This is a genomic window from Mesorhizobium sp. B2-3-13, from assembly GCF_006442195.1.
Lineage (GTDB): Bacteria > Pseudomonadota > Alphaproteobacteria > Rhizobiales > Rhizobiaceae > Mesorhizobium > Mesorhizobium salmacidum.
The window spans coordinates 20819-34219 of the sequence record NZ_VFVQ01000018.1 but is presented as its reverse complement, the minus strand read 5'-3'; the positions used below and the strand labels follow the sequence as shown (position 1 = coordinate 34219).

Annotated in this window: 16 protein-coding genes and 1 pseudogene; 10 read left to right on the top strand and 7 right to left on the bottom strand. The window is 63.7% G+C overall.

Translation table 11 applies throughout. The annotated features are described in order from the left end of the window. Positions 1-612 precede the first annotated feature (612 nt). Together FJ941_RS20825 and FJ941_RS20820 are read left to right on the top strand one after the other, a co-directional pair. Positions 613-840 (top strand): polymerase, encoded by a 228-nt coding sequence (locus FJ941_RS20825; protein ID WP_140508513.1) that lies wholly within the window; start codon positions 613-615, stop codon positions 838-840. A gap of 113 nt (positions 841-953) precedes the next feature. After that, positions 954-1175 carry a hypothetical protein gene (locus FJ941_RS20820; protein WP_027146292.1) on the top strand — a complete coding sequence of 74 codons (222 nt, stop codon included), beginning with the start codon at positions 954-956 and terminating at the stop codon, positions 1173-1175. A gap of 91 nt (positions 1176-1266) precedes the next feature. On the opposite strand, the gene FJ941_RS29700 is transcribed toward FJ941_RS20820, so the two are convergent. From FJ941_RS29700 to FJ941_RS20810, 3 genes and pseudogenes are all read right to left on the bottom strand, one after another. After that, the gene (locus tag FJ941_RS29700; protein WP_281405574.1) at positions 1267-1638 is read right to left on the bottom strand and encodes a diguanylate cyclase; all 372 of its coding nucleotides are present in this window, start codon (positions 1636-1638) and stop codon (positions 1267-1269) included. A gap of 101 nt (positions 1639-1739) precedes the next feature. Then, positions 1740-2080, bottom strand: a pseudogene (locus FJ941_RS29695) (PAS-domain containing protein); the annotation flags it as partial. A 15-nt stretch (positions 2081-2095) separates the two neighbouring features. After that, the gene (locus tag FJ941_RS20810; RefSeq protein ID WP_140508511.1) at positions 2096-3001 is read right to left on the bottom strand and encodes a LysR family transcriptional regulator; all 906 of its coding nucleotides are present in this window, start codon (positions 2999-3001) and stop codon (positions 2096-2098) included. Between the two features lie 93 nt (positions 3002-3094). Between FJ941_RS20810 and FJ941_RS20805 the strand changes: the two genes are divergently transcribed. The 5 genes from FJ941_RS20805 to FJ941_RS20785 all read left to right on the top strand — a co-directional run bounded on the left by FJ941_RS20805 (position 3095) and on the right by FJ941_RS20785 (position 7462). Next, positions 3095-3976: an aldo/keto reductase family oxidoreductase gene (locus tag FJ941_RS20805; protein ID WP_140508510.1), complete on the top strand. Its 882-nt coding sequence runs from the start codon at positions 3095-3097 to the stop codon at positions 3974-3976. 262 nt (positions 3977-4238) lie between these two features. After that, positions 4239-4991: a pseudouridine synthase gene (locus FJ941_RS20800; RefSeq protein WP_140508673.1), complete on the top strand. Its 753-nt coding sequence runs from the start codon at positions 4239-4241 to the stop codon at positions 4989-4991. A gap of 147 nt (positions 4992-5138) precedes the next feature. Further along, entirely contained in the window at positions 5139-5885 is a 747-nt protein-coding gene (locus FJ941_RS20795; protein ID WP_140508508.1) for an SDR family oxidoreductase, read from the top strand. Between the two features lie 40 nt (positions 5886-5925). Beyond that, positions 5926-6984 (top strand): RNA polymerase subunit sigma-70, encoded by a 1059-nt coding sequence (locus FJ941_RS20790; RefSeq protein WP_140508507.1) that lies wholly within the window; start codon positions 5926-5928, stop codon positions 6982-6984. Between the two features lie 76 nt (positions 6985-7060). Continuing rightward, a complete protein-coding gene (locus tag FJ941_RS20785; RefSeq protein ID WP_140508505.1) occupies positions 7061-7462 on the top strand; it encodes a VOC family protein in 402 nt (133 codons plus the stop codon). Positions 7463-7747: 285 nt separating this feature from the next. Here the strand turns inward: FJ941_RS20785 and FJ941_RS20780 are convergent, their stop codons facing one another. Beyond that, positions 7748-8329: a histidine phosphatase family protein gene (locus FJ941_RS20780; RefSeq protein ID WP_140508503.1), complete on the bottom strand. Its 582-nt coding sequence runs from the start codon at positions 8327-8329 to the stop codon at positions 7748-7750. A 261-nt stretch (positions 8330-8590) separates the two neighbouring features. Between FJ941_RS20780 and FJ941_RS20775 the strand changes: the two genes are divergently transcribed. Next, complete coding sequence (locus FJ941_RS20775) at positions 8591-9040, top strand: universal stress protein (RefSeq protein WP_027146284.1); 450 nt, start codon at positions 8591-8593, stop codon at positions 9038-9040. 37 nt (positions 9041-9077) lie between these two features. On the opposite strand, the gene FJ941_RS20770 is transcribed toward FJ941_RS20775, so the two are convergent. Further along, entirely contained in the window at positions 9078-9977 is a 900-nt protein-coding gene (locus tag FJ941_RS20770) for an AraC family transcriptional regulator (RefSeq protein ID WP_140508501.1), read from the bottom strand. Between the two features lie 215 nt (positions 9978-10192). Between FJ941_RS20770 and FJ941_RS20765 the strand changes: the two genes are divergently transcribed. Further along, positions 10193-10759, top strand: a complete 567-nt coding sequence (locus FJ941_RS20765; RefSeq protein ID WP_140508499.1) for a DUF308 domain-containing protein — start codon at positions 10193-10195, stop codon at positions 10757-10759. Between the two features lie 33 nt (positions 10760-10792). Here FJ941_RS20765 and FJ941_RS20760 read toward each other — a convergent pair whose 3' ends face one another. Both FJ941_RS20760 and FJ941_RS20755 read right to left on the bottom strand, forming a co-directional pair. Beyond that, positions 10793-11491, bottom strand: a complete 699-nt coding sequence (locus FJ941_RS20760) for an RES family NAD+ phosphorylase (RefSeq protein WP_140508497.1) — start codon at positions 11489-11491, stop codon at positions 10793-10795. Next, positions 11485-11895, bottom strand: coding sequence for an MbcA/ParS/Xre antitoxin family protein (locus FJ941_RS20755; RefSeq protein ID WP_140508495.1), 411 nt, complete (start codon positions 11893-11895; stop codon positions 11485-11487). The genes FJ941_RS20760 and FJ941_RS20755 overlap by 7 nt, the downstream gene beginning before the upstream one ends. 216 nt (positions 11896-12111) lie before the next feature. Here FJ941_RS20755 and FJ941_RS20750 point away from each other — a divergent pair, with 216 nt between their 5' ends. Beyond that, on the top strand, positions 12112-13395 hold the full coding sequence (locus FJ941_RS20750; RefSeq protein WP_140508493.1) for a hypothetical protein: 1284 nt from the start codon (positions 12112-12114) through the stop codon (positions 13393-13395). Positions 13396-13401 lie beyond the last annotated feature (6 nt).

Below are 13401 nucleotides of genomic sequence, written 5' to 3'. Positions count from 1 at the left end.
AGGGTTCGCCCGCTGCTTCCATGCGGTGGGCGAACCCTGAATTCCCCGGTTTCGGGCCGAGATGTGAGGAGATCCTGATGTTCAGCGACAAGGAAGCCCGACTTATGGAGGCGGCGCTGTTGATGGCGGTCCCGTTATCGGCCCTGATCGCCGTCCTGCTCGTCAGCTTTACCGTGAGCTGGTAGCGGCCCTCGTCGTTTTTCATTGGCAATCGTGGCGCCGAGTTGAGGCGATGGGACAGCGGATGCGTCCATACAATCCCTGTCTAACGGATCTCGGCGTGCTTTCCGTCACCCCGCGGATCGGGTTAACCGTTGCCGAGGAATCAACGCTCGCCGCTGCCCGCGGAAATCGCGGTTCGTTCATGATGCTTCAGGAGAGGCAGCCCGGCCTGCCTTGGCGGAGGGCTCGGTACGTTGCGAGCAGGCCGGGCCGTGCTCCGGCTGCCACCATTGGTGGAGGCTCGGCCGGTGCGCAGGCAGGTTGTGCCTTTATCGTTCGACCCGCAACTCGGACTGAAGTCCGAAGTATCAGGCGCATTGGTCCCACACGTTGAACCTAGTCCGCTGGTGCTCGTTGCCCATTGCAGGTGCGTGATTTGGAGGAGAGATAATGCAGCTTGGTGAGATCATCGCCAATACCTTGGCCATCCTCTTGCTGGTCTGTTTTCTCGCCAGCACGTTCTTCCTTTTCGGAAAGCCATTGTGGCCGGAGCAGCATGCCCGCATGGTCATCATCCCGGCGGTCGACAGGATGACGACAGCCTCGACTGCGCCCAATGGCACACCTGTCCTGCCGGACACTTTCGACACCAGCCTTGCCCATCCAAGGCCGTCCTGAAGGCCGTCAGGGGCGCGCGTGGCAGCGAATGCAGCTGCGCGCGAACAGCCGGAACCAAAACAACCGGCAACGGTTTCCCACCTGAAGGGACCGTAACCACGGAAACAGCAGTAATGGAACTTCTGACCTTGGAACTGGCCAGGGCTAGGCAGCGACTTAACCGAGCGGAACTCGCCCTCGAACGTGCAAACGCGATGCTGGACGAGGACTGTGGCGTTGGTATCAATCTGAGGCTTTGTGACAGGATACGATCGGCGCAACAACGCGTCGGCGAGGCGAAGGCTCGTCTTGTGAAGCTCGATCCCGCCAGCGCGGATTCAGTTCACAGCGGTTGAAGGTGCCTGGCCTGATCCTCGTTCAGGCAATCGCCAGCTCAGCCTCGATCCAAACTCTACCGGCAGCCCGGCCCCCAGGATTTGGGAAGGCTCAAGTCTTGCGCCGCGAACCGGTCGAGCGTTGGCCGCTGAGGTGCGGACGCCAGCCATGCACCCGGTCCCGCCCCGCGGCCTTGGCGCCGTAGAGCGCCTCGTCGGCGCGGCTCAGAAGATCGGCGATCTCGATGGCGGCGGCGGCCTCGAAGGTGCTGACACCGATGCTGACGGTGACGATGCCTTTTTCGCTGCCGGCATGCCCGATAGCGAGATCGCGCACCTTGCTCCTGAGGTTTTCGGCGATGACGAAGGCCCCATGCGCGTCGGTCTCGGGCAGGATGAGCCCGAACTCCTCGCCGCCATAGCGGGCGGCGGCGTCCGCCGGCGGGCTGCCGCCTCGATGCACCGGCTGACGACGCGCAGGCACTCGCCTGCCGGATGGCCGTAATGGTCGTTGAACCGCTTGAACAGTCGACGTCGATGATGAGCAGGCTGAGCGGCATTGCGTTGCGGCTGGCGCGGGCGAATTCGCGCGCCAGCGCTTCGTCGAAGGCGCGCCGCGTCAACAGTTCGGTCAGGCCGTCGCGGTGCGCCAGGAGGTTCAGCTTCTCATTGGCGGCCATCAGTTCGGCCTCGACCTGCTTGGCCTCGGTGATGTCGGAAAACATGCTGAGGCTTCCGCCATCGCCGGTCGGCCGGGTGCGCACATCGAGCCAGCGCCCGTCGGCAAGCCGGACCTGACGGTGACTGACAAGTTTCTGCGAGGCCATGATGCCGGCGATCCACTCCTCGAGAGCGTCCGGCGGCGTGACGCCTTCGCCGCGCGCCGCCGAAGCGCGCAAGATGTCGCGGTAGTCGGCACCCGGCACGATATCGGTCCGGGATCACCCCCACCGCATCCCACCGACAAAATCGATGAAAGCCCGCAGCGGCGCTGGCGTCAGGCGGCGGCCGGGATAGTAGAGGAACGGGCCTGAAAATTCCTGCCACCAGGGCTCCAGCACCGGCTCCAGCCGGCCGTCGTCGAAATAAGGGCGCAGCCAGTCCTCGAACAGCGAGACGATGCCGCCGCCGGCGACCGCCACCTCGAGCGCAAGCGCCATTGCCGTACCGGTGCTGACCAGCAGCGGGCCGGTTGGGTCGACGCTCACCACCTCACCGTCGCGTTCGAACTCCCAGGGCGGCGTGAAGCCGCTGGCGAAGCGACCGCGCAGGCAGGCATGATCGAGCAGGTCGCGTGGATGGCCGGGCCGGCCGTGCCGGTCGAGATAGGCCGTAGCGGCGGCGGTGGCGAAGCGCTGCCGGCGCGGGCCGATCGGCACGGCGATCATGTCCTGCTCCAGCCGCTCGCCATAGCGGATGCCGGCGTCGCAACCGCTCGCCAGTATGTCGACGAAACTGTCCTCGGCGGTCACTTCCAGCCGGATGTCGGGATAGGCGGCGAGGAAAGGCGGCAAAAGGCGCGGCAGCACCAGTTTCGCCGCGACGACCGGCACGTTGAGCCGCAGCGTGCCGGTCGGGCGGCCGCGAAAACCGTTGACCACGTCGAGCGCCGCATCGACTTCGCCGAGCGCGGGACCGAGCCGCTCGAGCAGGCGCGCGCCGGCTTCGGTCGGCGCCACGCTGCGCGTGGTGCGGTTGAGGAGCCGCACGCCGAGCGCGCTCTCCAGCCGCCGCACCGTCTCGCTGAGGCTGGAGGCACTGACGCTGCCAACCCGGGCTGCCTCGCGGAAGCCGCCGGCGCGCGCCACCGCCATGAACGCCTGGAGGTCGCCCAGATCCGCCGCCATTGTTCGCCTTTCCGCACAGGCCGTGCTGATTGCACCATATTATCGTTCAGGTGCGCGTTGTCTATATCTGGCTGACCCAAAGGAGATGACACCATGACCGACATCAGCAAGGCCGGAACTTTCAAACTCGGCGACCGCACCGTGAAGCGCCTCGGCTACGGCGCCATGCAACTGGCCGGACCGGGCGTCTTCGGCCCGCCAAAGGACCGCGACGCCGCACTCGCCGTGCTGCGCGAGGCCATTGCCAGCGGCGTCGACCACATCGACACCAGCGATTTCTACGGCCCGCACGTCACCAACCAGATCATCCGCGAGGCGCTGCACCCCTACCCCGCCAACCTCACCATCGTGACCAAGATCAGTGCCAAGCGCGGGGCGGATGCATCGTGGATCCCCGCAATGTCACCGCAGGAGCTGACGCAGGCCGTACACGACAATCTGCGCAATCTCGGGCTGGATGTGCTCGAGGTCGTCAACCTGCGCTCCATGCATGGGATACACGGACCCGCCGAAGGATCGCTCGAGCCGCAGCTCGACACGCTCGCGGAACTGCAGCGCCAGGGCCTTGTGCGCCATATCGGCCTGAGCAATGTCACGCGCAAACAGATCGCGCAGGGGCGCGGCATGGTCGACATCGTCTGCGTGCAGAACCAATACAACATCGCGCATCGCCAGGATGACGCGCTGATCGACGAGCTTGCCGCCGACGGCATCGCCTATGTGCCGTTCTTCCCGCTCGGCGGTTTCACGCCGCTGCAGTCGAGCACGCTTGCCAACGTCGCGCAAAAACTTGGCGCGACACCCATGCAGGTGGCGCTCGCCTGGCTGTTGCAGCGCTCCCCCAACATCCTGCTCATCCCGGGCACCTCGTCGGTCGGGCATCTCAGGGAGAATCTGGCGGCGGCCGAGCTGAAGCTGCCGGTCGATGTGATCCAGGTCTTGAACGGCATCGCGGCCGAGAAGGCAGCCGCCTGAGGCGGTCGCGGCAGAGAGAGCCGACATTCGAGCTTCCGATCTACCCCCTCGTGGGGGTGAGGAGTGGTCCGCGAAGCGGACGGGAAGCCAATTGCTTGGCTTTCCGAACGACGAATGCCCGGAGCGATAGCGTAGGGTCGGGTCCGGCAGGACAGAGGGGGGCGCCGTGGAGCGCGGCGGTGCCGAAACCCACCTCGCCCGGCTTGCGAAGCCGGCGCCGCCCGTGCCATCAGTCGGCCTGAGCGACACCGGCATTACGGCCATGACACCAAGGCACACACACCACACCGGCAGGCCGGCGAGCGCTGGCGTCAGCCTGAACCGCGCACTGTCAAAACTCGGCCTGTGTTCGCGCACGCAGGCGCAGGTGCTGATCGCGGCCGGCCGCGTGCGCGTCGGCGGCAAGGTGGTGCGCGATGCCTCGCTGCGCGTCGACATGAGCCGCGACCGCATCGTCGTCGATGGCGATGCTGTCGTTGCCGAGCGCAAGGTCTATCTGATGCTGAACAAGCCGCGCGGAGTGGTCACCACCCGTGACGATCCACAACAGCGCGACACCGTCTATGCCTGTCTCGAAGGGCTCGATTTGCCTTATGTCTCGCCGGTCGGCCGCCTCGACAAGGCGAGCGAAGGCCTGCTGTTGATGACCAACGACACACGCTTCGCCAACCGGCTGATGGATCCGGCCTCGCATCTGCCCAAGACCTATCACGTGCAGGTCGCCACGGTGCCGGATGAAACGACGCTGGACGAGCTGCGCACTGGCGTCACCGTCGACGGCGAGACCCTGACCGCCAACGCGATCAAGCTTTTGCGCAGCGGCGGCCGAACCGCCTGGCTGGAAATCGTGCTCGACGAAGGCAAGAACCGTCACATCCGCCGTCTGCTTGCCGCCCACGGCATCGAGGTCAAGCGCCTCATCCGTATCGCCATCGGCAGCCTGCCGCTCGGCAACCTCGCCAAGGGCACGGCGCGGCATTTGACGGCGGAGGAACTGGCGTTGCTGGCGGCGTGAGCGTTCCGTTGCGTTGCTGGCCTTTTCGGCGGGTGGCGGCCGGACAATGCCTCAAAAAATTCTCGTCACCACCGATGATTTCCACCCGCCTCCGCTGTCCTGATCATTAGGCGCCGGAATCCTCCGGGCCGGAAAGCGAGGTGATCCATGGGATCGTTGAAAGGTCAAAATGTCGTCGTGGTCGGAGGCAGCCGGGGCGTCGGCCGCTCCATCGTGGAAGCCGCGCTGAGCGAGGGAGCAACCGTGCTCGCCGTCGCCCGGGGCGCGGACGCTTTGAAGGAACTTTCCTGGGAGGCGTCGGGCGTAAGGACGCTGGCGGCGGACGCCACGCGGGAGGCCGCGCCAGAGGCAGTGTTCGCGGCGCTCGAACCGGACGTGCTGGTGATCTGCGCCGGTGCCTTCGCCCCGTCGGCACCGATTCAGGACCAGAGCTGGGACGAGTTCTCGGCCAATTGGGAAATGGACGTCAAGGCGTCCTTCCTGTTCTGCCGAGCGGCGCTGCGCGGCGGGCTGAAGCCCGGCAGCCGCGTGGTGCTGATCTCCAGCGGCGCTGCATTCAGCGGCGGCCCGCCGAATTCCGGTGGCTACTCCGGCGCCAAGCGCATGCAGTTGTTCCTCGCCGCCCATAGCCAGAAGGAAGCCGACCGGCTTGGCCTTGGCCTGCGCTTCATGGCGCTGGCGCCGATGCGCATCATGGCCGGCACCGGCGTCGGCCAGCGCGGCATATCGAGCGTTTCGGCCTATCTCGGCATCAGCCCGGCGGATTTCCTGGCCAGCATGACCGACATGCAGACGCCCGCCGATGTCGCCAGTGCCGTGGTCGCGCTCGCTGCCGGCAAGATGCAGGGCACCGCCTTCACGGTGAGCGGCAGCGGCCTTGCGGCTGCGGCGTGAGGCGCGCAGGATGGCCCGAAATCATCATGGCGAGCTCGAAATGACAGACGCTCCTGCCGGGCCATCGGGCCTGCCGGTCCTCGACCGGCCCGCCTTCGAGCGCCTGACCATCGCCCACCGCCGCGAACTCAAGCTGCACTGCTACCGCATGATGGGCTCGCTCCACGAGGCCGACGACCTCGTCCAGGACACTTTCCTGAAAGCATGGCGCGGCCGCTCGCAATTCGGCGGCCACGGCTCGCCGCGTGGCTGGCTCTACGCCATTGCCACCAACAGCTGCCTCAACGCGATCAAGGCAAGGTCGTCGACGCGCCGCATTCTCGAAGAGCCGGCACGGCCGCCGACCGAAGGCCGCGCCGCTGCCGGCCCAGCCGCCGAACTGATCTGGCTGGAGCCCTATCCCGACGCCGAGCTGCCGGATCTCGCCGACGGCGAACCGGGCCCCGAAGCGCGTTACGAAACCCGCGAGGCCGTCCGGCTTGCCTTCGTCGCGGCGATCCAGCTTCTGCCGCCCAGGCAGCGCGCCGCGCTCCTGCTTTGCGACGTGCTCGGCTGGTCGGCGCTGGAAACGGCGCAATTGCTGGGCGGCTCTACGGCGTCGATCAACAGCGCCCTGCAGCGGGCGCGCGCCACACTCGGCGAACGCTTTCCCAAGGGGCGGCCACTGCAGCGCGCACGACCGAGCGCCGACGAGGACCTGCTGCTCGAACGCTATATCAGGACCTGGGATGCCGCCAATCTCGACGGCTTCATCGAACTCCTGCGCGAGGATGCCACCTACCACATGCCGCCCTGGCACGACTGGTACCAGGGCCGCCAGGCGATCCACGGTTTCTTCGATACCGTGTGGAACAATTTCGCCGGCTACCGCGCGGTGGCGACAAGGGCCAATGGCCAGCCCGCCGTGGCGATCTATGCGCGGCGCCATCAGGATGCCGCGTGGCGCGCGCAATCGCTGCACGTCATCGAGCCGGCCGACGGCCAGATCGCCACGCTGACGGTCTATGTCCGCCCGCTCGGGCCCGATTTGTTCGCAGCCTTCGGCCTGCCGCCGGTCTGGTCCGAGCCGCAAGCGCGGCCATCGCAACCCATCTCCTGACAGAAAGCTGGCAGGAGACTTGGTCTATGGATCGGTCGGGAGCCGGTCGCGGCTTCGAGATCAAGGAGCCAATGCGATGAATTTCGTCTCTGTCCGCATCATCACATCAGATGTCCAGCGCCTCGTGCGCTTCTACGGCGAGATCACCGGCATGCCGGTGACGGTATACACGGAAGACTTCGCCGAACTGGCGACACCGGCCTGCACGCTGGCGATCGGCAGCACGCGCACTTTGATGCTGTTCGGCGGCGACATCGCCCGTCCCGCCGACAACCACACGGCCATCCTCGAATTCCGCGTCGGCGACGTCGATGCCGAATTCGCCCGGCTGTCGGACCTTATCAAGAACACGATCGTGCAGCAGCCCACCACCATGCCCTGGGGCAACCGCTCGCTGCTGTTCCGCGACCCCGACGGCAATCTGGTGAATTTCTTCCAGCCCGTCACCGCCGAGGCGATCAGGAAGTTCGAGAGGTAGAGAGCAGCCCAGCATCCGGAATTAGCCGAGGCTCTCCGCGTTCGTCATACCAGTGCCAAGCAGCCGCGAAGCGGCGTCGCGGAGACCCTGGTATCCATGCCGTGACAGCAATCGGGGGATGCAGCGGAACAGGATCGGCACCGTGGAGACGCCTTGAGTTCGCGGCATGGATCCCTTGGGCTGCGGAGCAGCTCCTCGGGTCTGCGCCGCGTCGCTACGCTCCTTGCTCCGCCCTGGATGACGAAGTGACGGGCGCTTCCGCGCTGAGCAGGCACCGCTGCACCCCTATTTCAGGTTCCACTTGCGCACGACCGGCTCGCCGAGGTCATGCTCGTAGCCGAGCACGCTGATGCTGGCCGTGTCGAGCACGAACAGCGCGCCGCCTTCCGGCGGCAGGCCGAGCCAGCGGGCGGCGAGCACGCGCAGGAAATGCGCGCTGGAAAAGATCAGTATGTCGGCGTTGGCCCTGCGCAGGCGCTCGATGATCCTGTCGGCACGGGCGCCGACATCGGCCGCCATCTCGCCTTGCGGGCAGCCATCGCGAAACACGTTCCAGCCCGGCCGCTCGGCCAGGATTTCTTTCGTCGTGCGCCCTTCATAGGCGCCGTAATCCCACTCCTGCAGGTCGTCCACCTTGACGCTTGTCGCGCCAAAGCCGGCAAGCGCGCTGGTGTTGTAGGCGCGTTGCGAAGGGCTTGACCAAACCGCGGAAAACGACAGGCCTTTGAGCCGCTCCGCGACGCCGCGCGCGGCCGCCTCGCCGGCCGGCGTCAGCGGCATGTCGGTGCGCCCGGTATGCTGCCCCGAAAGGCTCCATGCCGTCTCGCCATGCCGGACCAGATGGATCTGCGGAAACGCGTTGCTCATGGGATGCCCTTCGATGTCGGCGGCACCTTAGAGGACGGTTTCGCAAAGGGGAATCCGGCCGGCGAAATTGTGCCATGCCTCTTCTCGATAGACTGGCGCTGAGGGGCCGCGCCGAGGCCGACGGTCGGCCGCTCCCGACGACAAGCACCGATATTGGGCCACATCCCTGGCCCGGATCCCCGCCGCATTGGCTCAATGAATGAGCGCGGGGGCATAACTATCTCTGTTGGATAGTCATCAGGCATCACAGGTCGGATCGTCATGTACAAACATCTGCTCATCGCCACCGACGGCTCGGAACTGGCCGACAAGGGCGTTGCCCATGGCCTCACGCTGGCCAAGGGCATCGGCGCCGCCGTCACCTTCATCACCGTTTCGGAACAATTCCCGATCTTCGCCTGGGGCGGCGCCATGGCCGGCTACGTCGCCGGCGATGAGCTGGCCGTCTACCAGGAAGAAGCGCGCCGCTACGGCAAGGAAGTGCTCGACAAGTGCAAGGCATCGGCCGACGCCGCCGGCGTGTCCGCCAAGCTGGTCCATGTCGAGGACAACCGACCCGCCGAAGCGATCCTGGACCTGTCCAAGGCGCAAGGTTGCGACCTGATCGTCATGGCCTCGCATGGCCGCCGCGGGCTGGGCAGGCTGCTTCTGGGCAGCCAGACGGCGGAAGTGCTGTCCTACACCGAGATCCCGGTGCTCGTGGTGCGGTAGCGGCCGCAACTCGATATCTTCAAAATGGCGCCGTCGGTCAGCGCTGCTTGGCGGGTTCATTCGCCAGGGCATATTCAACCCGTGGCGGATGCCCGAAAAGCTGTTTGTAGGCGCGACTGAAGGCGGCCTCGGACTCGTAGCCGATGCGCAAGCCGATCTCGCCCACGCGCGCGTCTCGCCTGGCCAGCAGGTCCCGGGCCAGGCCTAGGCGCCATTCATTCTGATAGCGCAGCGGCGAGCGCCCGACGAGCGCGGCGAAGCGCTCGCAGAAGCTCGAACGCGACATGCCCGCCTTGTCGGCCAGTTCATTGATGCTCCACCGCTGCAGCGGCCTTTCGTGGATGGCTTTCAGTGATCGGGCGATGCGTGCATCCGAAAGCCCGCCGAGCCAGCCCGTGGCATGTCCTTCATGGACCCAACTGCGCAAGGTGCGGATGACCATGAGGTCGATGATGCGGGAAATCATCAAGGCCGCGCCGGGCTGGGCGTCGCTGGTTTCGATCATCAGGAAGGGCAGCATTCCGTCTATCCATCCTGCCCCCTGGGCACGTCCGATATGGATGGATTGCGGCAAGGCAAAGATCATCCCCCGAAGACTATCCGGATCGAACCAGAAACGGCAGGTGACGATCGCCACCTGCGCACGCGACGCCACCAGCTGCGACCCACCGGGACCGCGAGGCAGGAGCACGAGGTCGCCGGCCTCGATGACGACAGGGGCCTGATCCTCGCTCTCCATGTGCAGCGCGCCGGCTGTCACCACAACGATATGGGCTTGCCCTTCGTCGAGATCGAGTTGTTCCGCCTTTGCCAGCGAACGCGAAAAAACCTGGTCCCCGGTAAGCCTGATCTGCGCCAGCACATGCGACAGGAGATCGCCGGTAACGTGGGATGCTCCATCCGGAAGAATGGACAAATTTTCAGGCGATTCCGTCATGGATGCGGTCAGCCGGTTCCCCTACATTCCTAACGACGATAGCGCATTTCGTGCTGATTATGCGCTGTTTTTACCTTGGATTAAAGCCGTTCCCGCAAGCAAAGCCGCGAGCATGAGCTGTTCCAATCATCCAACCTGAGGACATGATCCCAGTCGATCAAGCGGGTCAACTCGCCGCCCTCGGGCCATTCCAACCAGCAAGACAGGACGTTCCAATGAGCACTCAAACACTCCAGGCACCCGACGCCGCATCGCAATGGCTGAAGTCATATTATTTCCTGCGGGCAGGCTTTTCGGTGGCCTGGGTAGCGGCCGCCTTTACCCTTGGCAAAAGCGCGCCGCCGGTCGCGGCGGTACTGCTGGTCGCCTACCCCGCATGGGACGCGATCGCCAATAGTCTGGATGCGCAGCGCAGCGGTGGACTGAAGGCCAATTCCAGCCAGGCGCTCAACGCGGCGGTCAGCACGATCACGGCCATCGCGGTCTTCATCGCTCTTGGACAAGGCCCGCACGCGGTCCTGGCGGTGTTCGGGGCGTGGGCCGTTCTCTCCGGCCTGTTCCAGCTTGCGACCGGTGTGCGCCGTTGGCGGGCCGGCGCGCAATGGGCGATGGTGCTGAGCGGTGCGCAGTCGGCGCTTGCCGGCGGCTTCTTCATCAAACAGGCAATCGGCACCGCGACGCCGGGCATCACCGATATCGCGCCCTATGCCGCGTTCGGCGCCTTCTATTTTCTCGTCTCGGCGATATGGCTGAGCGTCATGCAGGCACGCAAGCCTGCGTAAAGGCCTGGGACTAGTTGCCGCGGCGGCCTTCGCTCACACCACTTCCAGCACCTTGCCCGTGTCGTGCTGGCGCACGAAATCGACGCGGGCGCCGTCCCAGTGATAACTGTAGTGGCGGCCCTGGACCGGGACACCGATGACGTCGGGCCAGAAGATGCCGATGCACTCTCCTTCCGCCATGCGCACGCTGTTCCACACCAGCCCATCGCTGCCGGCGGCCCGCAACGCCCGCCCTTCCGCCTGCGACGCGGCGTAGTCGTCCGGGTCGAGCACGCCGGGCACGGCGTTGACGTCGTCGAGGTCGCGGTCGACGCTGCCGATCAGCACGCGGAAATCGGCCGTCCAGCCGGGCGCCTCATTGGTGGCGCGCATGAATTTCTGGTGATGGTGGATGGTTTCGGCCAGCGCCACGTCCTCGCTGTCGCCGGCATAATAGATACCGTAGCTGCCGTCCGAGAAGCGGCCGGGCCGTAAGGTCGAGCAATGCACGAAAGGCGCCATGACGAAACTGGCGCCGGGACCCGAAACACGCCTTGCGGCCGGCACCTTGCCGAGATCGCCGAGCTCGAGCCGGATGCGCGGATTGGTCTTCTCCTCGACGGCGGCCAGCGCCTCCCAGTCGCGCGGGTCTGCGATGTCCTCGAACAGGTCGATCGGCGGATGGATGGAGCGGATGATGCGATAGGTCTGGGGCCAGTGGACGCGGCGCCGGACCGCAAGTCCACTCACCATGCACCACGCTCCGCGTCGAGCCATTCGCGCATCGCCGCGAGATCGGCGATGTCGCCGCGCATCATCAGGTCGAGCGCGGATTGCCCGCCGAAGGCGGCATTGGGCTTGCGAATCCAGGCATAGCCGCGTGCCGGCTCGGTGAAGAGATAACGCAGCCCCTTATGGATGCCCATCAGATGGGCCATGCGGGTGCGCAGGTCGCGGTCGATCCGGCCGATGCCGCCTTCCTTCCACCGTGCCCAGGTGCGCGCCGAGATGCCGCCAAGCAGGACGCAGGCCTCGAAATCGGTGAGATTCCAGGCCTTGAACAGATTGATCGTGGTCCGCGCCAAGGCGCCCGCCTCTTCATCCGAAATTGCGCTGCCAACCGTGGCCGGTGTGGTGACGATGGACTGAAGCTGCATGTTTAGACCTCGCTAATGGCAGATATATAGCATGTATCTGCCAATTGGCAAGGAACAGATCGGCAGCGGCTATCTGAAAGGTGGCGCGGCCGAACAGAAATTGAATTCCTCGTCCCGACGAACGCAGGAGAGAGATGGCTCAGAGAAGTGCACGAAAGCTTTCACTCGCGCGCACGCCTTTAGTAAGGCTATATTGCGTTTTTTTGGGAGGGGAAAATGACCGATTACAAATATCAAGTTCCGCGGATGCGCGATAGAGATATATTCAGTTTTTTTATAGATATAGCACATATCACTAAGGCACATAACTTTTCCATTAATGAGGCGAACTCTGGAAAGAGTAGAACATTCGACGCAAAGAACTTGCAAGCACTTAGCGAAGATATTTTGGCTGAATCCGATTTATATACCATATACAGCGCCAATATAGGGCGTGGTAACTTCTCACTATCCCTATCTCGTAATCCAACATCTGATGCGAACTTTGCTTTCGACGCATTGAACGTAACTAATAATTTTAACCAGAACGATCAAATCAATAACCTTAGTGAATCTGATATTCACGCAATAAACCTCAAAATTAACAGTTCATTTTTATTTAACACAGATCAAAATAAGCTCCTTTTTAACAATTCAAAAACTTTCACAACTCTGATTGCCTCTCACCAGAAGATGATTGAGCAAATGCAGAGGACTATTGCCAACGTTGGCGAACAAGCCGCTAATGTGCGCCTAAAACAGGAGCAAGAATATTCTGCGAAGAAAGCGGAGCTCGATGCTGCGTTTTTGGCTCGTCAAGCCGAGGCCGAAAAAACGCTCGAAGAGACGAAACGCGCTCTCCAGGTAAGAGAGGATGAACTCGAAGCGCGACGAAAAGAACTAGACGACCGAAACAACACTCACGCCCGGCGCCAGTTACACCAAGCGCTAAAGACCCGCATCGCGGAGAGAGCTGGAAAATTCGAAATTACCGCTGAGACGAAACGGAATCGAGTCCCGATACACCTTGGTGTAGCAGGTTCGGCTGTCGTGCTCACGACTTTTCTATATCTCTATGCTCGCAATCTCACCAGTCTCCCTACTGGTGCGGATACGACCGTGTTAGTAATATCAGCGATAAAGCCGCTAGGTTTCAGCGTCGCTCTTTTGGGCCTCATGGCATGGTATCTGAGATGGATGAACCGCTGGTTCGAACGATATGCCGACGCAGAATTCCATCTTAAGCAGTTCGAGTTGGACATCGACCGCGCAAGTTGGGTCGTCGAAACCGCTCTTGAGTGGAAGTTCTCTCAGGGCATGGCCATACCGGATCACTTGCTGGAGAATATTTCCCGCAACCTATTCTCAAAAACAGAGAAGGACGAAGCTGCGGACATGCACCCTGCCGATTACCTTGCTTCGGCACTACTCGGGCGCGCGTCAGGTGTCGATTTGAAGCTCCCCGGAGCGGAACTGTCGTTCACTGGCAAGGATATCAAAAAATTACAAGCAGACGCATGAGATCAA